Here is a 21,169-nt window from a genome sequence, read left to right on the forward strand (position 1 = left end):
TAAGCGCTCTCGTAAGCGCCTCCCTCATCGCCGCCGCTCCCTTCGGATCCGCCGGAGGTTGACGTACATCACCGGCAGGACGAGCACGAGCAGGAAGACCGCGATCGCGCTGCCCACGCCCTGGTTGACGTCCGTACCGAAGGACGACTGGTACAGCTGCAGGGCCAGCACGTTCGCCTTGTCGAGGCTCGCGCCCGGCGCGATGATGTAGACGAGGTCGAAGATCTTCAGCACGTTGATCATCAGCGTGATCAGCACGACCGCGAGCACCGGCGCCAGCAGCGGCACCGTCACCCTCCGGAAGACCTGCCACTCGCTCGCGCCGTCCACGCGCGCCGCCTCCAGCAGCTCCCGCGGCACGCTCGCGAGCCCGGCCGCGATCAGCACCATGGCGAAGCCCGCCCACATCCAGATGTACGCCCCGATGATGGCCGGGGTGACGAGCGAGGGGCCCAGCCAGTCGACGCCGTTGTAGGGCGCGGCGAAGTTCGAGGCGGGCAGGCGCAGCAGGGCGCCGTCGGCCGCGGCGGGCAGGGTGAAGGTGCCGTCGGCGCCAGAGGTGGCCGAGGCGACCGTCCGGCCGTCCTTGACCGCCTCCACCGTCACGCCCTCCAGGGCCTTCTCGCCCTGGTCGATCCTGCCCGGCGTGCCCCCGCCGCCGCGCGTGAAGTCCCGCCACACCGTCCCGGTGACCTTCCCGGCGACGTCCCGCGCCGGAACGGCGTCCTTCGCGCCCTTCATGTCCGCGGGCTTCGCGCCCACCAGCGGAAGCGCGGTCGCACCGCCCGCCTTCACCACCGCCTTGGTCGTGAACGCCCCGCGGCTCTCCGTCAGCAGCCCGTCGTCCCTGGGGTGCGCGCCCGGGAAGGGCGCGGGCGGCGAGAAGGTGTCGTGGACGCCCACCCACACCGCGTTCGCGACGCCGCGGTCGGGGTTCTGCTCGTAGACCAGCCGGAAGATGATGCCCGAGGCCAGCATCGAGACCGCCATCGGCATGAAGACGACGAGCTTGAACGCCGTGCCCCAGCGCACCCGTTCGGTGAGCACCGCGAAGATCAGGCCCAGGGCGGTGGCCACCGACGGCGCGACGACCACCCAGATGATGTTGTTCTTCAGGGCCGTACGGATCCGGTCGTCCGTGAAGACCTCGTGGTAGTTGTCCACGCCCACGAAGCCGTCGCCGCTCGCGTCGAAGAGGCTGCGCCAGACGGAGTAGCCGATCGGGTAGACGACGAGCGCGCCGAGCAGGACCAGCGCGGGCAGCAGGAACAGGGCGGCCACCCAGAGGCGGGTGCCCGCCACGCTCCGGGACTTCTTCGGCGAGGGGCTCGCCGAGGGGCTCGCCGGGGGACCCGCGGGCCCCGGGCTCGTGGAGGGGGTGCCGGAAGGGGTGCCGGAGGGGCGGGGCGGCCCGGAGGCCGCGTCGCCGCCCGCGTTCGCGGTCGACATGGTGCGGGGCTCCCGTCAGCTCTTGAACGCCTTGGCCGCGTCGGACTCCAGCCTCTGCTGGGTGCCCGCCACGTCGCCGGGGTTCTTCAGGAAATCCTGGAGGTGCTTCCACTCGCCCTGGCCCGGCTTGCCGCCGAAGGAGGCGGGGGCCAGGTCGGACATGTCGAAGCGGAAGTCGTCGCCCGCGGCGACCACGGCCCTGGCGATGGAGCGGAGCACGTCGCCGGGATAGGCGTCGAGGGCGAGGTTCCTGTTGGCGGACAGGAAGCCGCCCTGCCCGGCCCACACCTGCGCCGCGTCGGCCGAGGCGAGGAAGGTCAGCAGCGCCTGCGCGGCCGGGCCGTCCTTCAGCGCCACGCCCACGTCGCCGCCGGTCACCACCGGCGCCTTCGCGCCCACCGCGGGGAAGGGGAAGACCTTGGCCTCCTTGCCGATCCGCGCCCCGGCCCCGGTGACGTTGGCCGCCGCGAAGTCGCCCTCGAAGACCATGGCGGCCTTCGGCTCCTCCCCGCCGGTGAACGTCTGGGTGACCGAGGTGGGGAACTGCGTCTGGATCGCCCCCGCGTTGCCGTCCGCCAGCAGGCCCTTCCCGCCGAAGAGCCGGCCGAGCGCCGTCAGGGCGTCCTTCACGGACGGGTCCGTCCACGGGATCCGGTGCTGCGCCAACTGGTCGTACTTCTCCGGGCCCGCCTGGGAGAGGTAGATGTTCTCGAACCAGTCGGTGAGCGTCCAGCCGTCCGCCCCGCCCACCGAGACCGGCGGGATGCCGTAGTCCGCGATCAGCTGCGCGGTGCTCAGGAACTCCGGCCAGGTCTTCGGCTCCTTGGCCCCGGCCCCGTCGAAGACCTTCGTGTTGTACCAGACCAGGGACTTGTTGCTGACCTTGAAGTAGACGCCGTAGCGCTTGCCCCCGTACGAGCCGAGCTCCTGCCACCCCTTGGTGAAGTTCTTGTCCAGCTCGGCCGCCGCCTCGCCGCCGAGCGGCTTGAGCCAGCCCTTCTGCGCGAACTCCCGCAGCGCCCCGGGCTGTTGCAGCATGGCCACGTCCGGCGGGTCGCCGCCCGCGATCTTCGAGCCGACGAAGGCGGACATGTCGTCGCCGCTGGGCACGTAGGCCACCTGGGCGCCCGTGCGCCGGGAGAACTCCTCCAGGACCTTCGTGAAGCCCTTCTGCTCGGCGCCCGTCCAGACCGCCGTCACCTTGAGCTTCTGCCCGTTCAGCCTGGGCAGTCGCACGGTCTGCCGGATCGCGTCCGACGTCGGTCTGCCGCTGTCCGGCGCGCCCCCGTCGTCACTGCACCCGGCGGCCGACAGGGCGAGCGTCCCGGCCGCGAGGAGTGCCAGAGCGCTGCGCGCCCCGCGCACCGAACGAAGCGAAGTCCGCATTGCCGCCCCTCCCGTACGAGCTCCCCGCCGACGGTCCCGCGCCGCACGTCACCGCGGCCCGCGGTCGTCTCCCGTGCGACAGGTCTACGCCCGGTCACCGGCCGCCGCAATACCGTCTTCGCTGTCAACTCGGTGATCGTGACCGGGCTGTGATGGGCCGTCACGGGCGCACGGGAGCACTCAGAGCAGCGGTGGCGCCGCCTCCGCTCCCGCCGACTGCGCGGCGCGCTGCAACGCGCTCGCGAGCAACGCCAGGTCCGTCGGGCCGTTGCCCAGCTCGCGCACCTGACGCCGGGTGGGCGGGTCGCCCATGCGCTGCCAGTCCACCGTCACGACCGTCGGGCGGAGCGTCGCCGTCCGCGGGATGCGGCCCGTCACCCGGCCCGCCTGGAACGGCGTCGTCGCGTCGTCGTCCGGCCGCATCAGCCGGCCGCGGCCCGGAGCGGGCTCGCCCGCGCCGCTCCCGTCGCCCGGCGTGCCGTCCGCCGACGGCGGCGCGATCTCCAGCGTCGCGCGCAGCCCGGCCCGCTCGACCGCCGCCGTGTCGGCCGTACGGTCCGGGCGGCCCGACGCCGCCACCAGGTGGACGCCCAGCCGCTCGCCGTCCCGGGCCACCGCCTCCAGCGCCCGCACGACCGAACCCGCCGCCGGGCGGCCCGTACTGCCCAGGGCCGGGGCGACCAGGGCGTCGAAGTCGTCCACCAGCACCACCAGGCGCGGCAGGGCCGTCTGGGCCGTGAGCGACGGGCCGTCCTTCTGCGTACGCAGCTTGAGCGTCCCCGTCGGCAGGGAGTCCAGGTCGCCGGAGCCCTCCGCCGGGCGGCGGGGCGCGACCGCCTGCACGGCGGACGCGGCGGCGTGCTGGGTGTGCCACGCGGTGAAGTCCAGCCGGCCCAGCAGCTCCGCGCGGCGCTTGAGCTCCGAAGTGAGCGCCTGGGCGAACTCCCGCATGCGCACCGGGTCCGCGGCCGCCAGATACGTCGAGACGTGCGGCAGGTCCGTGCACACCCGCAGGCCCTCGCCGCGCTCCGCGCCCGCGCCGTCCACCAGGACGAGCGAGAGCCGGTCGGGCCGGTCGGCCGCCGCCAGCGACGCGGCGAGCGAGCGCAGCAGCTCGGTCTTGCCGCTGCCCGGACAGCCCTCCACCAGCAGGTGCGGGCCGTCCGCCGCCAGGTCCACCGACAGCGGGCCGTGCGGGCCCGCGCCGAGCACGGCCACGGCGCGGCCGCCGGGGCGCGTGCCGCGGTCCGTGGCCGCCGCCCAGCGGGCCGTCAGCGAGGCCGGCGTCGCGCGCGCCAGACCCAGCTCGTCCAGCAGGCGCGCGCTCCGCGGAAGCGCCGCCGCCACCCGCGCCGCCGCGCCGTGCAGCGCGCCGTCCGCCATCCGCAGCGGCGCCAGCGCCCGCGCGAACCGCTCGGCCCACGCGCGCGACACGGCGTCGACGGCCGCGATCACGGCCGGACCGGCCGGCGCCTCGCCCTCGCCCGCGGCCCCGCCCCCGCCCGGCGCCCGGTGGATCACCTGCACCACCGTGGCGACGTCACCGCTCAGCAGGGCCACCGCACCGCAGTACGGGAACGCCGGGGACGCCGTACGGGCCGTGGCCAGCGTCGACGGCACCGGGGACGCCGGCGTCGTCGCCGGGGCGTCCGCCAGGCACACCAGGTGGATGCCCGCCGCGGGACCGCCCGCCGCCAGCCGCCCGACCGTCTCCCGCAGCTCCGCCGAACCGGGGTCGCCGTCCACGATCACCACCGTGTACGGGCCCGCGTGGCGCTCGGCCGCGGCCGCCACCGCCGCCGGGGCCGCCGCCGGCCAGTGCGGGCCCAGCGGGCCCTCGTCCAGACGGCGCACCAGCTCCGCGGTGCGGGCCGCGGCCTGCTCGCGGTCGTAGGCGACCAGCAGCCGGCAGTCCTGCCCGCGCACCGGGCGCAGCTGCGGCAGCCAGCCCAGCCAGGACCACTCCGCCAGCCGCTCCTCGACCGGGCGCGCCCGGTCCGCGCTGATCAGTACGAACTCCAGGGACGCGGGGGCGTGCAGCGCCGCCAGCTGGGCCAGCACGGAGCGGGCCAGCGCGGACAGCCGCCCGCGCGGCCCGGCGAGCCCCAGCGAACCGGCCTCGCGCAGCCCGACCGTCACCGGCACGGAGGGCAGCAGGGCGCCGCTCTCCGGCGCGTGCCGGTCGGCCGTGCCCAGCCGTACGGTCAGCAGGTCGGGGTGGTCCGGGCCGCGCTCCCACAGGCGGGGGCCCGGGCCCAGCGCCGTCAGCAGCACCGACGCGGGGTCGGGCCAGCGCTCGCGCAGCGCGGCGGCCTCGGCGCGGGCGGCATCCGCGGCGCCGGCATCGTCGCGGCCGTCACCCCACTCGTCCTCGCCCGCTCCCCGGCCGCCGCTCCGGCCGCCGGTGAGCCGCCGGGCCCATGCGCCTATGCCGCGGCCCCGGGGGCGCTTGCCGGCTTCGCCGGGCTGTCCGGTTCCGGCGCTGCCGTGGCCGCCGTGCCCGGCGGGACCGTCGTGGACACCCGGGCCGCCGGCGGAACCGCCTTCGTAGGGGCTGCCGGTGCGCCCCGGGGCGTGAGGGCCGGCCTCGCCGGCCGGGTTCGCGTGACCGGCTGCGGAGTACCCGTCAGGGTGACCGGAACCATCCGGCTGACCGGGCTGACCGGGCTGACCGGGCTGACCGTACGGGCCGGCCTGTCCGGGCAGCCCGGAGCCGCCCGCCGGGCCCGGGTACGCGCGCTGTCCGGGCAGCCCGCCGCCGAAGCCGCCGGGCCCGCCGGACTGCCCCGGCTGCTCCCCGGCACCGGCTCCGCCGCCGTACGGGTTCACGCCGCCCGGCTGTCCCGCCGCGCCGGGTCCGCTTCCCATTCCGTACGGGCCCGCGCCGCCGTCCTGGCCGACCCACCCGGCCTCGCCCGCCCGGCCCGGCTGCCCTGCCGCGCCGCTCTCGCTTCCCGTGCCGTACGCGCGCGTGCCGGAGTCCTGTGCCGTTCCGCCGGCCTGCCCCGTCCAGCCCGGCCGGGCTGCCGCGCCGCGCGCCCCGTGCGGGCCCGTGTCGCCGTCTTGGCCCGTCCTTCCGGTTTCGCCGTGCCGGCCCGGCTGCCCTGCCGCGTCGGCGCCGCTTCCCGCGCCGTACGCGCGCGTGCCGGAGCCCTGGGCTGTTCCGCCCGTCTGACCCGTCTGACCCGTCCAGCCCGGTCGGCCCGCCGCGCCGCGCGCCCCATGCGGGCCCGCCTCGCCGTCCTGGGCCGTCCCGCCGGCCTCGCCCGCCCGGCCCGGCTGTCCCGGCGCACCGGTTCCGCTTCCCGTGCCGTACGGGTCCGTGCCGCCGTCGTAGGAGGTCCTGCGGGACTCGCCCGCCCAGCTCGGCCGGCCCGTCGTTCCTGCCGGTCCTCCGGCCGCGTACGGGTCCGCGCCGCCGTCCCGGGCCGTGCCGCCGGTCCCGCCGGGCCGTGCTGCCGTGCCCCTCGCTCCGTAGGCGTCCGCCGGGCCGGGCTCTGCCGCCCCGCCCGGCCGGACGGGGCGGCCCGGCACCGGCGCTCCCGACGGCCCCGGCTGGGCCGGGACGCGGACCGACAGGCCGCCCGCGCCCGCGTCCCGCAGCGCGAAACCGCGGCCCCCGTGCGTCACCGGCTCCTCGTGGCCGGGGTTCGCGTCGGCCGCCGGGCCGGCCGGCGCGCCCAGCCAGGCGCCGCGGACCGGCGGGGCGACCGCGCCCGTCGGGGTCGCGGGGCCCGCGACCGGCAGGCCGCCGCCGACCCGCAGGTGGCCCTCGCCGTCGGGGGCGGCCGGAAGGACGCGCGGGGAGGCGTCGTCCGCGGCGTGCAGGCTCAGCACCGACTCGCCCACCCGCAGCAGCTCCCCGGCGGGGAACCGCACCGGCTCCTCGCCGACCGGCTCGCCCGCGAGGACGGTGCCGTTGGTGGAGCCCAGATCGCGCAGCGTGACCGTACCGTCGTCGTGGAGGACGACGGCGCAGTGCAGCCGGGAGACGTCGGGGTCGTCGAGCGGGATGTCGGCCGTGGCGGAGCGCCCCACGTGCACCTCGCCGCCGTGCAGCAGGTGCACGCCGCCCGCGTCGGGCCCGGAGACGACGTGCAGCCGCGCCGCGGCCTCCGGCACGCCGGACATCAGCACGCCCGCGTGCTCCTCCGGGTCGGCCGGGGCGCACAGGGACAGCACGGCGCCGTCGATCAGGGGCGGCTCGCCGAGCGCGCTGCGCTGCGGGTCGAGCCGCTCGGCCCCGGCGTAGACCACGACGGCCCCGGTGCCGAGGTCGGAGCCGGCCGCGGCCACGGCGGCGGCCAGGCCGCTGGTCACCCCGGCCAGCGCGGTCCCCGCGGGAGCGGTCACCAGCACGTCGCAGGCGCACTTCGCGGTGGGCGCGGCGGGCGCGGTGGTGTGGTGGCCGCTGAGCGGCCCGAGGACGGTCAGCCTGATCTGCATCGCCGTCAACGGTCCCTTCTGCCCCGGTGCGCGGGCGGGGGACAGGAGGCTTCACGCGGCCTTCCCCCACCGTGCACGGGCGCGTCGGCACGTACAGGTCACCACGTCACGCGGGACGTACCGGAAGCACCGGCCCCGCCCCTCCGCATCGTGCTGCGAGCATCCTCGCACCTGCCGGTGACGACGCGCCCGGCGACAGCCAATTCGTGATCTTGAACGACCGCCGGAGGGTACGAAGGAAGCGGAAGGCGATCGAATCGTTCCGTGGTCATCTCATGATCGGTTCGTAGGGAGTCCGTTTTCGAACGCGTCGTACAGAGTTTCTTTCGCGCCGGAGACCCGGAGGACGCGCCGTCCCAGGCCTTCCGCACGCCCCTGAGCAGCCCGCACACGGCGCCCGCGCGCCGCGTGGCAACCAACCGCCCGCTCCCCGCGTCTTCCCTTCAGCCCCCCGGATTCGGCAAACCGGAGGTCCGTACAGCGGCACTACAGTGGGCGGAAGGCCGGGCACGACGGAGGCCATCGCAAAGCATGACGACGATGACGATCAGGGAGCGCATGACGTGCGGCCGGTAGGCAGCAAGTACCTGCTCGAGGAGGTGCTCGGTCGCGGAGCGACCGGCACCGTCTGGCGAGCGCGCCAGCGGGAGGCCGCGGGCGCCGAGGCCGCCGTGGCCGGGCAGCCCGGCGAGACCGTCGCGATCAAGGTGCTCAAGGAGGAGCTCGCCAACGACGCGGACGTCGTGATGCGCTTCCTGCGCGAGCGCTCCGTCCTCCTGCGGCTCACCCACCCCAACATCGTCCGCACCCGCGACCTGGTCGTCGAGGGCGATCTGCTCGCCCTGGTCATGGACCTCGTCGACGGCCCGGACCTGCACCGCTACCTGCGCGACAACGGGCCCTTCACCCCGGTCGCCGCGGCGCTCCTCACCGCCCAGATCGCCGACGCGCTCGCCGTGAGCCACGCCGACGGCATCGTCCACCGGGACCTCAAGCCCGCCAACGTCCTCCTGCGGAGCGACGGCGGCCAGATGCACCCGATGCTCACCGACTTCGGCATCGCGCGCCTCGCGGACTCCCCGGGCCTCACCCGCACCCACGAATTCGTCGGCACGCCCGCCTACGTGGCGCCCGAGTCCGCCGAGGGCCGCCCGCAGACCTCCGCCGTCGACATCTACGGCGCCGGCATCCTGCTCTACGAGCTGGTCACCGGCCGCCCGCCGTTCGCGGGCGCGACCGCGCTCGAAGTGCTCCACCAGCACCTCAGCTCCGAGCCGCGCCGCCCCACCACCGTTCCCGAGCCGCTGTGGACGGTCATCGAGCGCTGCCTGCGCAAGCGGCCCGAGGAGCGCCCGAGCGCGGAGAACCTGGCCCGGGCCCTGCGCGTCGTCGCCGCGGGCGTCGGCGTGCACGCCTCCCCGGCGCAGGCCGAGGCCGCCCTCGGCGTCGCCGCGCTGCTCGCGCCCGACCCGGAGCCGGCCGTCGTGCCCGGCACCGGCACCGGCCAGGGCTCCGGCCCCGGCGCGGGTGACGCCGACCCCACCCAGGTGCTGCCGTCGACGGCGGGCTCCCCGGGGGCCCCGGGCTCCTACGACCCGAACGCCGCCACCAGCCTCCTGCCGAGCGCCTCCGCCGGAGGCAACGGCCCCGACGCCGACGCCACCCGCGTCATGCCCGCCGGCTCCGGCCCCGGCGGCGCCGACCCGACCCGCGCCATGCCGCCCGTGCCGCCGCTGCCCCCGGAGGGCGACGGCGCCCACCCCTGGCAGACCCAGCTGCGGGCCGCCCGCGACCGCAACGACCAGACCCAGGTGCAGTACCTCGACCCGAGCGAGGACCCGCTGCGCCGCCGCCCCCAGCGGCGCCCCGGACAGCCGCAGCCGCAGCAGCCCCCGCAGCCGCCGCGGGGCGGACAGGGTTACGGGCAGCAGGGTTACGGGCAGCAGGGCCACGGTGGCCAGGGCTACGGCGGGCAGTACGCCCCCCAGCCGCATCAGGGGCACCAGCCCCCGCCCCCGCAGCACTACACGCCGCCGCAGTCGTACGCGCCGCAGCAGCCCCAGCAGCCTCAGCAGCCGCAGCAGCCGCAGCAGCCTGCGCCCCGCAGACGGCAGCAGCGGCAGCAGCCCCAGCCGCGCTACCAGCAGCCCCCGGCGCCCCAGCCGCAGCCGTACGCCCCCGAGCCGCCGGCCCCGCGCCGGGAGCCGCGGCCGCCGCGGCAGCGCAGTGCGAACCCGATGCGGATCCCCGGGCTCGGCTGCCTCAAGGGCTGCCTGTTCCTCATCGTCATCCTGGTGATCGGTTCCTGGTGCATCTGGGAATTCACCCCCTTGAAGGACTGGGTCGCCGACGGCAAGAGCTTCTGGGACGCGACCTGGGACTGGGTCACCGACGTCAAGGACTGGATCTCGGGGCTCGCCTCCAGCAAGTGACGCCGACGGCGTCGGTGTCGCCGATGCCATCGATTTGTCGACACCCGGGGGGCGATTTACACCTCGGGGGTGAGCGTTGGCAGTAGCTTGGTCGCCAGCGCGCCTGTCGGAGACGAGGAGTCGGGGAACAGTCTTGGCACGGAAGATCGGCAGCCGGTACACCGCCCACCAGGTCCTCGGCCGCGGCAGCGCGGGCACGGTCTGGCTCGGCGAGGGGCCCGAGGGCCCGGTCGCCATCAAGCTCCTGCGGGAGGATCTCGCCTCCGACCAGGAGCTCGTCGGCCGGTTCGTCCAGGAGCGCGCCGCGCTCCTCGGACTCGACCACCCGCACGTGGTCGGCGTCCGCGACCTCGTGGTCGACGGAGCCGACCTCGCGCTCGTCATGGACCTCATCCGGGGCACGGACCTGCGCACCCGGCTCGACCGCGAGCGGCGGCTCGCGCCCGAGGCCGCGGTCGCCATCGTCGCCGACGTCGCCGAGGGCCTCGCCGCCGCCCACGCGGCCGGCATCGTCCACCGCGACGTCAAGCCCGAGAACGTCCTGCTCGACATGCAGGGCCCGCTCGGGCCCGGCGGCGCGCACCCCGCGCTGCTCACCGACTTCGGCATCGCCCGCCTCGTGGACGCCCCCCGGCCCGCCCGGGAAGGCCGCGGGCCCGGCCCGCGCAGCGTCATCGGCACGCCCGACTACCTCGCCCCCGAGATCATCGAGGGGCTGCCGCCGCGCGCCTCCGTCGACGTCTACGCCCTCGCCACGGTCCTCTACGAGCTGCTGGCCGGCTTCACGCCCTTCGGCGGCGGGCACCCCGGCGCCGTGCTCCGGCGGCACGTCACGGAGACCGTGGCGCCGCTGCCCGGCATCCCCGACGAGCTGTGGCAGCTCGTCGTCCAGTGCCTCGCCAAGGGGCCCGCGTCCCGACTGCGCGCCTCCGAGCTCGCGGCGCGGCTGCGGGAGCTGCTGCCCGGGCTCGCCGGCATACCGCCCCTCGACATCGACGAGCCCGACGACGACGCCGCGGCGGACGCCGAGGGCGCGGAGGCGCCGCAGGACGGGGCCGCGGCGCCCGTCGCCGCACGGCGGCGCGGGGTCGTGCCGCTCGTGCCGGGCGCCGTCGCGGACTCCAGCCGGGACACCCACACGAGCATGCGCGTGCCCACGCCGGCCGAGCTCGCGGGAGGCGCCCACGGGACCGCCCGCGCACCCCGCGCGGCCGGCCAGCGCCGCGCCGGCTCGGCCCGCCACCGCTCCGCCGCCGAACAGCGCCGCCGCCGCATCCGCCTCGGGGCGGCAGCGGTGGCCCTGGCGGCGGTCGCGGGCGTAGGCGGCTGGTTCGCCACGGCGGACCACGACGGCGCCGACGCAAAGCCGGGCATCCACCACCCGGACCCCAAACGCTGACCCCTCCGGCGGGGGCGGCCCGGCCCGACGGCGCGGCCGGGACGCCTGCGTGGCCGGGCCCGCTTTCACGTTCCGGCGGGCGCCGCATCCCACCTCCGCCGCTCGGGCCTCCGCCCGGGGCCGGGGCCGGTTCGGCACCGCCGGATTCCGGAGTGGGGCTTGATCGCCGCGGCGGCGGAAGGGGGCGTGCGGGATCGTCGGAGAGACCGGCCTCGGGCGCGGGGGACTCGCAGGGGCGTACACGCCTTGCTTTTCGGCGGCGTCGCATCAAGATCCGCCGCAACGGCCCCCGGCCCCCGCGGCGCGGCCCGGCGGTGCCGGCCGGGGCTTTGTCCGGGCCCGGGCCGGGCCGGGCTTCGGCCCGGTCGGGGGCGGTGATAAGGCCCCATCGGGGCCTTGAGGGCGGGGAAGCGCGGCGCAGCCGTTAGGCTGGGTGCGTGGCAGTCGTTGATGTATCCGAAGAGCTGAAGTCCCTCTCCTCGACCATGGGGTCGATCGAGGCCGTCCTGGACCTCGACAGGATGAGGGCTGACATCGCCGTGCTCGAGGAGCAGGCGGCCGCCCCGTCCCTGTGGGACGACCCGGAGGCGGCGCAGAAGATCACCAGTCAGCTGTCGCACCTCCAGGCGGAGCTGCGCAAGACCGAGACCCTGCGCGGCCGCATCGACGACCTCGGGGTGCTCTTCGAGCTCGCCGAGGCCGAGGCCGACGCCGATACCCAGGCCGAGGCCGAGGCCGAGCTCGCCTCGGTCCGCAAGGCGCTGGACGAGATGGAGGTCCGCACCCTCCTCTCCGGCGAGTACGACGCGCGCGAGGCCCTCGTCAACATCCGCGCCGAGGCCGGCGGCGTCGACGCCTCCGACTTCGCGGAGCGCCTGCAGCGCATGTACCTGCGCTGGGCCGAGCGCCACGGCTACTCGTCCGAGATCTACGAGACCTCGTACGCGGAAGAGGCCGGCATCAAGTCGACCACCTTCGTCGTCAAGGCCCCGTACGCCTACGGCACGCTCTCCGTCGAGCAGGGCACCCACCGCCTCGTGCGCATCTCGCCCTTCGACAACCAGGGCCGCCGCCAGACCTCCTTCGCGGGCGTCGAGGTGCTCCCGGTCGTCGAGCAGTCCGACCACGTGGAGATCGACGAGTCCGAGCTGCGCGTCGACGTGTACCGCGCGTCGGGCCCCGGCGGCCAGGGCGTCAACACCACCGACTCCGCGGTCCGGATCACGCACATCCCGACCGGCATCGTCGTCTCCTGCCAGAACGAGCGCTCCCAGATCCAGAACAAGGCGAGCGCCATGAACGTCCTCCAGGCCAAGCTCCTCGAGCGCCGCCGCCAGGAGGAGCAGGCCAAGATGGACGCGCTCAAGGGCGACGGCGGCAACTCCTGGGGCAACCAGATGCGTTCGTACGTCCTGCACCCGTACCAGATGGTCAAGGACCTCCGTACCGAGTTCGAGGTCGGCAACCCGACCGCCGTCCTCGACGGCGACATCGACGGCTTCCTCGAGGCCGGTATCCGCTGGCGCAAGCAGCAGGAGAAGTAACCCCAAGCACCCCCATAGCCGGACATCCTGCCCGTAACCGGCTTGACGCTACGTCAAAAACTGGAAAGGCTGGCGCGCGGCACGCGTAGCACTGGGGCGCGTGTGGCGGGGGCAAGCGGACCGGTCGACAGTGCCGCCATTTCGTGCGGCAGGCCGGCCGGCTGTGCCAGGCCTTTCAGAGCGCCACCGCCCCGTGCAGAGCTGCTCCAATGACGAGTTAGCTACTGGGGGTAGCAGGCATATGACGAAGAAGACGCGACTGCGTGTCGCGCGCATAGCCGCCGGCGCAGTCGTCGCCGCGGGCGCTTCGCTGACTGCCGCCGGCGCGGCATCGGCCGCCGGCGTCAACGTCCAGGTTGCGGGTGTCGGTGTGAAGGCGGGCGTCCACGGCGTCGCCTCGCCCGACGACCCCGACCAGATCCCGCAGCCGCCCACCTCGGGCGGCAGCACCACGGGCACCACCGGTTCCACCGGCACCACCGGCACCACGGGTTCCACGGGTGAGACCGGCACCACCGGTTCCACGGGCACCACCGGTACCACGGGCACCACCGGTACCACTGGGTCTACGGGCACCACCGGCTCCACGGGCACCACCGGCAGCGTCGGCGGCGGCTCGGGCGAGACCACCGGCAGCTCGGGCACCACCGGCTCCACCGGCACGACGGGCAGCACGGGCTCCACCGGCACGACCGGCAGCACCGGCTCGACCGGTACCACGGGCTCGACGGGCTCCACCGGTACCACCGGCGAGACGGGCAGCACGGGCTCCACCGGCACGACCGGTAGCACGGGCTCCACCGGCAGCACGGGCTCCACGGGCTCCACGGGTTCGACCGGTTCCACCGGCTCGACCGGCAGCACCGGTTCCACGGGCAGCACGGGTTCCACCGGGTCCACCGGCTCCACGGGCAGCACGGGCTCCACCGGTTCCACCGGCGAGACCGGCAACACCGGCGGCAGCTCCTCCTCCGGCAGCTCCTCCTCCGGCTCCGGTTCCACCGGCTCCGGCTCCTCCTCCACCGGCGGTGGCGAGGGCAGCACGGGCGGCGACCAGAGCGGCACCGCCGCCACGGGCGGCTCCGGCGGCGGCAGCGACTCCGGCGACCAGGGCAAGGTCTGCCCGGTCGACACCAGCAGCAACTGCGGCAACAACGCCGACCCGGACGGCGCGGGCAGCAAGCCCGTGCAGCAGGCCAAGCCGAAGGAGCAGCTGGCCGAGACCGGTGCTTCGCAGACCGGCTTCCTGGTGATCGGTGCCGCGACGATGATCGCGGGCGGCGTCGGCTTCCGGCTGCTGCCCCGCCTCATGACCCGCAGCGCGGGCGCGGCGGCCTGACCTCAGGCGTAGACGACGCCTGGTACGCAGGTGTGCAAAGGGCCCGGAGCGCTCAGCGCTCCGGGCCCTCGTGCATCATTCCGGCGAGTACGCACGTGAGCGTGCGACTACCCGGCGAATCCGTGTGCGAGCACGGCCACCGCCACCAGCGCCACCAGCAGGGCGATCAGCGCTGCAGGGGTCAGGCCGGCGAAGACGCCTTCCTGGTGCTGCAGCCGCTCCCTGCTGGCCCGGCACACCGGGCAGCGGCCCTCACTGACGGGGGCCGCGCAGTTGGCGCACACCAGTCGGTCGCATGTCATGCGATCTCCTCCTCCGGTACGTCCAACGCGCGGGAGAGCCGAGCGGTTCCCCCTACCACTGTGCCAGCTCCCGCGCCGAACGGCGCGTGCGGGCCGATTGTCCTCGTTTTGTCCCCGAACATGTCGGTAATAAACGCGCCGACCCCCTGCGCTGCCTGCGCGTGCACGGCTCGTTCGCGTATGGTCACGCACACCGAACGGAAGCCGTCTCCGCGGCGCTCCGTGCCCCCTATCCAGGTCGACGCGTGGTGCACTCGTGATCCGATTCGACAACGTCTCCAAGTCCTACCCGAAGCAGAACCGTCCGGCACTCCGTGACGTCTCGCTCGAGATCGAGAAAGGCGAGTTCGTCTTCCTGGTCGGGTCCTCGGGTTCGGGCAAGTCCACCTTCCTGAGACTGCTGCTCCGCGAGGAGCGCGCGAGCACCGGGCAGGTGCACGTGCTGGGCAAGGACCTGGCCCGGCTGTCCAACTGGAAGGTGCCCCAGATGCGCCGCCAGCTGGGCACGGTCTTCCAGGACTTCCGGCTGCTGCCCAACAAGACCGTCAGCGAGAACGTCGCCTTCGCGCTGGAGGTGATCGGCAAGCCGCGCGGGGAGATCCGGAAGGCCGTCCCGCAGGTGCTGGAGCTGGTGGGGCTGGGCGGCAAGGAGGACCGCAGGCCGGGTGAGCTCTCCGGCGGTGAGCAGCAGCGCGTGGCGATCGCCCGGGCGTTCGTCAACCGCCCGATGCTGCTGATCGCCGACGAGCCGACGGGCAACCTCGACCCGCAGACCTCGGTGGGCATCATGAAGCTGCTCGACCGGATCAACCGGACCGGGACCACGGTCATCATGGCCACCCACGACCAGCAGATCGTGGACCAGATGCGCAAGCGCGTCATCGAATTGGAAAAGGGACGCCTCGTACGCGACCAGTCGCGCGGCGTGTACGGCTACCAGCACTGAAAGGACGCCATGCGCGCCCAGTTCGTCCTCTCGGAGATCGGCGTCGGTCTCCGCCGCAATCTCACGATGACCTTCGCGGTGATCGTCTCCGTGGCCCTCTCGCTGGCCCTCTTCGGCGGGTCCCTGCTCATGCGCGAGCAGGCGAGCACGATGAAGGGCTACTGGTACGACAAGGTCAACGTCTCCATCTATCTCTGCAACAAGACCGACGCGGAGTCCTTCCCCTCCTGTGCCAAGGGAGCGGCCACGGAGGACCAGAAGAAGGAGATCCGCGCCGATCTGGAGAAGATGAGCGTCGTCCAGAAGGTCGAGTTCGAGACGGCCGACGAGGCGTACAAGCACTACAAGGAGCAGTTCGACAAGAAGTCGCCGATCGCGGGCTTCGTCACGCCGGACCAGATGCAGGAGTCCTTCCGCGTCAAGCTCAAGGACCCCACCAAGTTCGAGGTCATCTCGACCGCCTTCTCGCAGCGCCCGGGCGTGCAGATGGTGCAGGACCAGAAGGACGTCCTGTCGAACCTGTTCAACCTGGTCAACGGCATGAACTACGCGGCGCTCGGTGTGATGGCCCTGATGCTGGTCGTGGCGCTGATGCTGATCGTGAACACCGTCCGGGTGTCCGCGTTCAGCCGCCGCCGGGAGACCGGGATCATGCGGCTGGTCGGTGCGTCCAGCTTCTACATCCAGATCCCGTTCATCATGGAGGCGGCCTTCGCCGGGCTGCTGGGCGCGGGTCTCGCGTGCGTGCTGCTCGTCAGCGGCCACTACTTCCTGGTGAACAACTGGCTGGTCGACCAGATCGACCTCATCCAGTTCATCGGCTGGGACGCGGTGCTGGCCAAGCTCCCGCTGGTGCTCGCGATCGGGCTGCTGATGCCCGCGCTGGCGGCGTTCGCAGCGCTGCGTAAGTACCTCAAGGTGTGACGTGCGCCAAGGGTGCCGTACGGTCAACTCCCCGTACGGCGCGCCCTGGTGTCCTAGACTCACGCGCATGCCCGGCCCGTCGATGTTCCATCCGCAGCGCCGCGCCCGCCGGGGTGCCGCGCTGACGCTGGTCTTCGCGGGCGTGCTGGCCACCGGCGCCGCGGCCGGCTCCTGGACCCCGCAGGGACAGGACGGCCGGAAGGCGACGGAGGCCCGCGCGGCCGCGCGCACCGCGGCGAGACCCGCGGACCTCGCCGTCGCGGATCCGGGCGGCGGCGCGGGCGCCCCCGTGGACCACGCGGAGGTCGAGGCCGCCGCGGCGCAGGCCGTCGAGGACGGCCGGTCCGGCACCGAAGCCGCCGCCGAGGTCGTCGGCCGCAGCGGCGACCGCTGGAGCGCCGTCTACAGCGCCCGCGAGTACGAGGGCCTGGAGCGCGCCCTGGACGGTGCCTACATCGGGGTGGGCCTGTCCGCGCGGCGCGGCGGCGACGGCCGCACCGAGATCGACAGCGTGCGCCCAGGCAGCCCCGCGGACCGCGCCGGCCTCCGCTCCGGCGACCGGCTGCGCACCGTCGACGGAGCGCCCGCCGACGGCCGTCCCGTCACCGACGTCGTGGCCCTGCTGCGCGGCGACGGCGCGGCCGGCTCCGCCCCCGGCACGCCCGTGCGGATCGAGGTCGAGCGCGCCGGCCGCAGCTGGGCGCGCACGCTGTACCGGGAGCGGCTGGCCACCGAGAGCGTGACGGCCGAGCACCTCGTCCGGGGCGAGGTCGCCGCCCTGAGGATCAAGGTCGGTTCGTTCACCCGGGGCGCCGGCGACCAGGTGCGCGCCGCGGCCGCGGCGGCACAGCCCGGCGAGGGCATCCTGCTGGACCTGCGGGGGAACTCGGGCGGCCTGGTCGGCGAGGCGGTACGGGCCGCCTCCGCCTTCCTCGACGGCGGGCTGGTCGCCACCTACGACGTGCACGGCAGCCAGCGCTCCCTGGAGGCGCGGGCCGGCACGGTCACCGCCCTGCCGCTCGTCGTCCTGGTCGACGGCGGCACGATGAGCGCGGCCGAACTGCTGGCGGGCGCCCTGCAGGACCGCGGCCGCGCCGTCGTCGTCGGCTCGCGGACCTTCGGCAAGGGCTCCGTGCAGATGCCGAGCCTGCTCGCGGACGGCTCGGTCGCCGAGCTCACCGTGGGCCACTACCGCACCCCCGCCGGCCGCGCCGTCGACGGCGCGGGCATCGCCCCGGACCTGCTGGTCCACGGCGACGCCGAGGAGCGGGCCCGCACAGTATTGAGTGGCCTCGGGGGCGGGTCCTAGTGCGAGAATGGCGGCGCTATGGCTAAGACAGCGAAGAAAGAGACGGGGCGCAAGCTCGTCGCGCAGAACAAGAAGGCGCGGCACGACTACCACATCCTGGACACCTACGAGTGCGGCATGGTGCTGACCGGCACCGAGGTGAAGTCGCTGCGCCAGGGGCGCTCCTCGCTGGTGGACGGCTTCGTGCAGATCGACGGCGGTGAGGCGTGGCTGCACAACGCCCACATCCCCGAGTACACCCAGGGCACGTGGACCAACCACAGCGCGCGCCGCAAGCGCAAGCTCCTGATGCACCGGGCCGAGATCGACAAGCTCGACTCCAAGTCGCAGGAGACGGGGCACACCATCGTGCCCCTCGCCATCTACTTCAAGGAGGGCCGGGCCAAGGTCGAGATCGCCCTGGCCAAGGGCAAGAAGGAGTACGACAAGCGGCAGACCCTGCGCGAGAAGCAGGACACGCGCGAGTCGAACCGGGCCATCGCCGCGGCGCGCCGCCGGCAGCGGGCGTCCGCTGCGCGGGGTTAGCGGACCGTACGGGTCCGGCGGCGGTAATACGCTGGCACGGTCGTGCGTCGGTCACGTACGATGGAGACAGCACACGGGGTGGTACCCGGTGCGCAGATTGAACTGTGCTTGATAATTAAACACAGCAACATGGGGATGATCGGTTTCGACAGCGGATGTCGAAGCAGGGGAAGCGTGTCGAGGAAGCGGCAATGATCTCGTAAACCATATGTCGCAACCAATAATCGCCAACACCAAGCGCGATTCCTTCGCCCTCGCTGCCTAAGTAGCGACTTGCGAAGTGTCAGCCCGGGGCTGTTCCCGACCCGGATCCTGGCATCAGCTAGGGGACTAAACCACTAGGCCCGGTCACGGGGCCTGGTGGGAAATCAAACAGTGACTGAGCCCGTCGGAGACTTGTTCGCGTGATCTCCGGGGCCGAGAAAATCGCAGCGAACTGCACACGGAGAAGCCCTGATTCTGCACCGTTGGACGCGGGTTCGATTCCCGCCATCTCCACGGACGGATGGGTGGACTCCGCTCGCCGACAACGCGAGCGGAGTCCGTCCTTCGTAATCTCTGGGGGCATGGCCCCCAGATCCCGTCATCCCATGTGGGCAGCAGCCCCTGGTCCTCGGACCAGGGGCTTTTGTCATGCTTGGCGCCGACGGGCAACCGATGGGCCTGCGCGGCCCTCTTTCCTGGTGACGCTCCATGGCGAGGGGGTGGTGGCCCGGTGAACCGGATGCGCACGGCGGTGGCCGCCGTGCTGGCTGCGGGGGCCCTGTGGCTCGCCGGCGGGGCCGGCCCGGCCTCCGCCGACGGCGGTGACGACAGTGACGGCGGGGTGCACCTGCTGCTCAACAGCGCGTACGACAACCGCCCGGGCGAGCTCGTCGACATAGAGGTGCAGGGGATCCGTACGCCGGGCGACGTCACCGTCTCCTCGCCCGTCTTCCCGCGTCCCGTCCGGCTCGCCCTCCGCGACGACGGCCACCACGCCCGCCCGGCCATCGCGATGGCCACCGAGCCGGGTACGTACCCGCTGACGGTCCGGGCCGGCGGCCGGGTCGTGGCCGAGGAGCGCGTCGAGGTGAAGCCGTCGGAGCGGCCGAGCTTCTCGGTGACGTCGCCCGGCGAGGTGCTGCGCCCGGGGGAGCGGCTGTGGATGTCGTACGACGGTCTGTACCCGGGCGAGACCGGCCGCTCCTTCGCCGTCTCCTCGCCCGCCTTCCGCGCGCCGGTGCGGCTCGCGCACGACCCGTCGAGCACGGACTGGAACAACCCGCGGCTGTTCTCCGGCGCGGCCGAGCTGCCGCCGGGCACCCGCGACGGGACGTACAAGGTCACGCTGTACGGGCCGGGCGGCCGCGTCGTCGACGAGAAGCCGCTGGTCGTCCGCGCCGCACGGCCCGGTGACCGCGACTACGTGGGGCGCGCCCGCGGGCCGGAGTTCTTCGGCGCCTCGGCCGGGACCGGCCCGGAGGCCGCCCGCACCCGCGGGCACCGGGTCCCGGCGGGCGGCACCGTCAACGTCCTGTGGCGCGACCGCTCGCCCGATCCGGGGGAGGAGGAGCGGCTGACGGCCACCTCGCCGGCCTTCGAGCGGCCGGTGCGGCTGCGGCGCGACGACAGCAAGGCGGCGGACGGGGACGACCCTCGTTACTTCGCGCCCGCGCGGATCCGGCGGGGGCTCGCCCCCGGGAGCTACGCGGTCACCGTCGCCAGCCACCACGGGCGGGTGACGAAGGTCGCGAAGCTGCAGGTCACCGAGGCTGCCGCGGGCCCGTCCGGCCGGGACGCCGGGGGCTCGGGAGGCTCCGGCGCTTCCGGGACGACGGTGGCGTACGTGGCGGGCGGTACGACGGCCGGGGTGCTCGCGGCCGCGGGCCTGGGCGTGCTGCTCAGGCGGCGGGCCGCACGGTGAGGGCGGGCCGCCCCGCGAGCGGCCGCCGGCCCGCCGTCGCCGCGAGCAGCGCGGTCGCCGCCGCCCCCGCCGGCACCGCGTAGCCCGTGGTCCCCAGGTGCTCGACGGCCCAGCCGCCCGCCGCCGAACCCGCCGCTATGCCCGTGAGCAGGCCCGTCACGGCCAGCGTCATGCCCTCGTTCAGGCTGCCCGGCGGGGTCAGGCCCTGGACCAGGTTCATGCCCGTGACCATGGTGGGCGCCGTCGCCATGCCCGCCAGGAGCAGCGCGACCGCGAGGAGCGGCAGTCCGCCGCCCGCCGCCGTCGTCAGGAGCGGCAGCAGCGCCAGGGCGGCCATCGCCGCCAGGCAGCGCGGGAAGCGGGCGGCCGCGGGGGACGACGGGCGCGTCAGCCCGTAGAGCAGGCCCGCCGCGCACGAACCCGCCGCCTGCAGGGCCAGGACGGCCCCCGCGGCCGCGCGGTGGCCCTGTGCGTCGGCGAAGCCGATGGTCACCACCTCCAGCGAGCCGAACAGTGCGCCCGTGCAGACGAAGACGGCCAGGATCGCCGCCAGCCCGGGGTTGCCCCGCAGGGGGGACTTCCGCCGCAGGGGCGCGGCGGATATGGGGGGTTCGGTGCGCTTCTGCGCGGCGAAGAGCACCGCGCCCGTCAGGAACATCAGCGCGGCGGCGAGCGTGCCCGCCTCGGGGAAGAGGGACGTGCACAGGAACGTCGCGAGGACCGGGCCGAGCATGAAGCACGCCTCGTCCGCGGCCTGTTCGAAGGCGTTCGCGGTGTGCAGGGCGGCCGGGTCGGCGCGCAGGAGGTGCGACCAGCGGGCGCGGGACATCCCGCCCGTGTTGGGGGTGGTCGCGGTCGCCGCGTACGCCGCGAACAGGGTCCAGGCGGGGGCGTCGACGTGCACGCACAGGACCAGGGACAGCGAGCCCAGGGAGGCGAACGCGGCCGCCGGCACGGTGACGCGGGCCTGCCCGTAGCGGTCCACGAGCCGGGCCGTCCACGGGCCGGCCAGCGCCGTGGCGGCGAGGCCCGTCGCGGTGACGGCACCGGCCAGCGCGTACGAACCGCGCTCGGCGGAGATCATCAACACGGCGCCGACGCCGAACATGCCCATGGGCAGCCGGGCGAGCAGGTTCCACGCCGTGAAGGCGCGGGTGCCGGGGAGGGCGAACAGACGGGCGTAGGGGTTGGAGCGGGGCGAGGGGGTGGGCATGGGCCTCAGCCTCGCGGCGCCCGGGCCGTGCGGTCCAACACCTGATCGC

At 74.6% G+C, this 21,169-nt stretch carries 14 protein-coding genes and 1 other RNA gene; 10 read left to right on the forward strand and 5 right to left on the reverse strand.

What is annotated here, in order from left to right; genetic code table 11:
• Nucleotides 1-24: 24 nt before the first annotated feature.
• The 3 genes from AS857_RS17285 to AS857_RS41510 form a co-directional block, all read right to left on the reverse strand.
• Nucleotides 25-1,449, reverse strand: a complete 1,425-nt coding sequence (locus tag AS857_RS17285; protein WP_058044219.1) for a carbohydrate ABC transporter permease — start codon at nt 1,447-1,449, stop codon at nt 25-27.
• A 15-nt stretch (nt 1,450-1,464) separates the two neighbouring features.
• Nucleotides 1,465-2,835, reverse strand: coding sequence for an ABC transporter substrate-binding protein (locus AS857_RS17290; protein ID WP_058044220.1), 1,371 nt, complete (start codon nt 2,833-2,835; stop codon nt 1,465-1,467).
• Nucleotides 2,836-3,015: 180 nt separating this feature from the next.
• A complete protein-coding gene (locus AS857_RS41510) occupies nt 3,016-7,281 on the reverse strand; it encodes an FtsK/SpoIIIE domain-containing protein (RefSeq protein ID WP_058044221.1) in 4,266 nt (1,421 codons plus the stop codon).
• A gap of 563 nt (nt 7,282-7,844) precedes the next feature.
• On the opposite strand from AS857_RS41510, the gene AS857_RS17300 reads away from it, so the two are divergent.
• The 4 genes from AS857_RS17300 to AS857_RS39045 all read left to right on the forward strand — a co-directional run bounded on the left by AS857_RS17300 (nt 7,845) and on the right by AS857_RS39045 (nt 13,995).
• Nucleotides 7,845-9,713 (forward strand): serine/threonine-protein kinase, encoded by a 1,869-nt coding sequence (locus AS857_RS17300; RefSeq protein WP_058044222.1) that lies wholly within the window; start codon nt 7,845-7,847, stop codon nt 9,711-9,713.
• A gap of 133 nt (nt 9,714-9,846) precedes the next feature.
• Nucleotides 9,847-11,112 carry a serine/threonine-protein kinase gene (locus AS857_RS17305; protein WP_058044223.1) on the forward strand — a complete coding sequence of 422 codons (1,266 nt, stop codon included), beginning with the start codon at nt 9,847-9,849 and terminating at the stop codon, nt 11,110-11,112.
• 437 nt (nt 11,113-11,549) lie between these two features.
• Nucleotides 11,550-12,656, forward strand: a complete 1,107-nt coding sequence (gene prfB / locus AS857_RS17310; protein ID WP_058044224.1) for a peptide chain release factor 2 — start codon at nt 11,550-11,552, stop codon at nt 12,654-12,656.
• Between the two features lie 241 nt (nt 12,657-12,897).
• A complete protein-coding gene (locus AS857_RS39045) occupies nt 12,898-13,995 on the forward strand; it encodes a hypothetical protein (RefSeq protein WP_058044225.1) in 1,098 nt (365 codons plus the stop codon).
• 107 nt (nt 13,996-14,102) lie between these two features.
• Here AS857_RS39045 and AS857_RS17320 read toward each other — a convergent pair whose 3' ends face one another.
• On the reverse strand, nt 14,103-14,297 hold the full coding sequence (locus AS857_RS17320; RefSeq protein ID WP_058044226.1) for a hypothetical protein: 195 nt from the start codon (nt 14,295-14,297) through the stop codon (nt 14,103-14,105).
• Nucleotides 14,298-14,553: 256 nt separating this feature from the next.
• Here AS857_RS17320 and ftsE point away from each other — a divergent pair, with 256 nt between their 5' ends.
• The 6 genes from ftsE (at nt 14,554) to AS857_RS17345 (ending at nt 19,907) form a co-directional block, all read left to right on the forward strand.
• Nucleotides 14,554-15,243, forward strand: a complete 690-nt coding sequence (gene ftsE, locus AS857_RS17325) for a cell division ATP-binding protein FtsE (protein WP_058044227.1) — start codon at nt 14,554-14,556, stop codon at nt 15,241-15,243.
• A gap of 9 nt (nt 15,244-15,252) precedes the next feature.
• A complete protein-coding gene (ftsX, locus tag AS857_RS17330; protein ID WP_058044228.1) occupies nt 15,253-16,167 on the forward strand; it encodes a permease-like cell division protein FtsX in 915 nt (304 codons plus the stop codon).
• 67 nt (nt 16,168-16,234) lie between these two features.
• Nucleotides 16,235-17,476 (forward strand): S41 family peptidase, encoded by a 1,242-nt coding sequence (locus tag AS857_RS17335; protein WP_058044229.1) that lies wholly within the window; start codon nt 16,235-16,237, stop codon nt 17,474-17,476.
• Between the two features lie 18 nt (nt 17,477-17,494).
• Nucleotides 17,495-18,001 (forward strand): SsrA-binding protein SmpB, encoded by a 507-nt coding sequence (gene smpB / locus AS857_RS17340; protein WP_058044230.1) that lies wholly within the window; start codon nt 17,495-17,497, stop codon nt 17,999-18,001.
• 131 nt (nt 18,002-18,132) lie between these two features.
• Nucleotides 18,133-18,502: a transfer-messenger RNA gene (ssrA, locus tag AS857_RS36715) on the forward strand.
• Between the two features lie 223 nt (nt 18,503-18,725).
• The gene (locus AS857_RS17345; protein WP_058044231.1) at nt 18,726-19,907 is read left to right on the forward strand and encodes a hypothetical protein; all 1,182 of its coding nucleotides are present in this window, start codon (nt 18,726-18,728) and stop codon (nt 19,905-19,907) included.
• Here AS857_RS17345 and AS857_RS17350 read toward each other — a convergent pair.
• Complete coding sequence (locus tag AS857_RS17350) at nt 19,885-21,120, reverse strand: MFS transporter (protein ID WP_058044232.1); 1,236 nt, start codon at nt 21,118-21,120, stop codon at nt 19,885-19,887. The two genes, AS857_RS17345 and AS857_RS17350, sit on opposite strands and share 23 nt — an antisense overlap.
• Nucleotides 21,121-21,169: the final 49 nt, after the last annotated feature.

The organism is Streptomyces roseifaciens, from assembly GCF_001445655.1.
Taxonomy (GTDB): Bacteria; Actinomycetota; Actinomycetes; order Streptomycetales; family Streptomycetaceae; genus Streptomyces; species Streptomyces aureoversilis.

Excerpts from the sequence above, each read along its gene's own strand:
- AS857_RS17335 (WP_058044229.1), top strand. The coding sequence starts at position 16,235 with ATGCCCGGCCCGTCGATGTTCCATCCGCAGCGCCGCGCCCGCCGGGGT.
- smpB (WP_058044230.1), top strand. The coding sequence starts at position 17,495 with ATGGCTAAGACAGCGAAGAAAGAGACGGGGCGCAAGCTCGTCGCGCAG.
- AS857_RS17320 (WP_058044226.1), bottom strand. The coding sequence starts at position 14,297 with ATGACATGCGACCGACTGGTGTGCGCCAACTGCGCGGCCCCCGTCAGT.
- AS857_RS17290 (WP_058044220.1), bottom strand. The coding sequence starts at position 2,835 with ATGCGGACTTCGCTTCGTTCGGTGCGCGGGGCGCGCAGCGCTCTGGCA.
- AS857_RS39045 (WP_058044225.1), top strand. The coding sequence starts at position 12,898 with ATGACGAAGAAGACGCGACTGCGTGTCGCGCGCATAGCCGCCGGCGCA.
- AS857_RS17345 (WP_058044231.1), top strand. The coding sequence starts at position 18,726 with ATGCGCACGGCGGTGGCCGCCGTGCTGGCTGCGGGGGCCCTGTGGCTC.
- AS857_RS17285 (WP_058044219.1), bottom strand. The coding sequence starts at position 1,449 with ATGTCGACCGCGAACGCGGGCGGCGACGCGGCCTCCGGGCCGCCCCGC.
- ftsX (WP_058044228.1), top strand. The coding sequence starts at position 15,253 with ATGCGCGCCCAGTTCGTCCTCTCGGAGATCGGCGTCGGTCTCCGCCGC.
- AS857_RS17350 (WP_058044232.1), bottom strand. The coding sequence starts at position 21,120 with ATGCCCACCCCCTCGCCCCGCTCCAACCCCTACGCCCGTCTGTTCGCC.
- AS857_RS41510 (WP_058044221.1), bottom strand. The coding sequence starts at position 7,281 with ATGCAGATCAGGCTGACCGTCCTCGGGCCGCTCAGCGGCCACCACACC.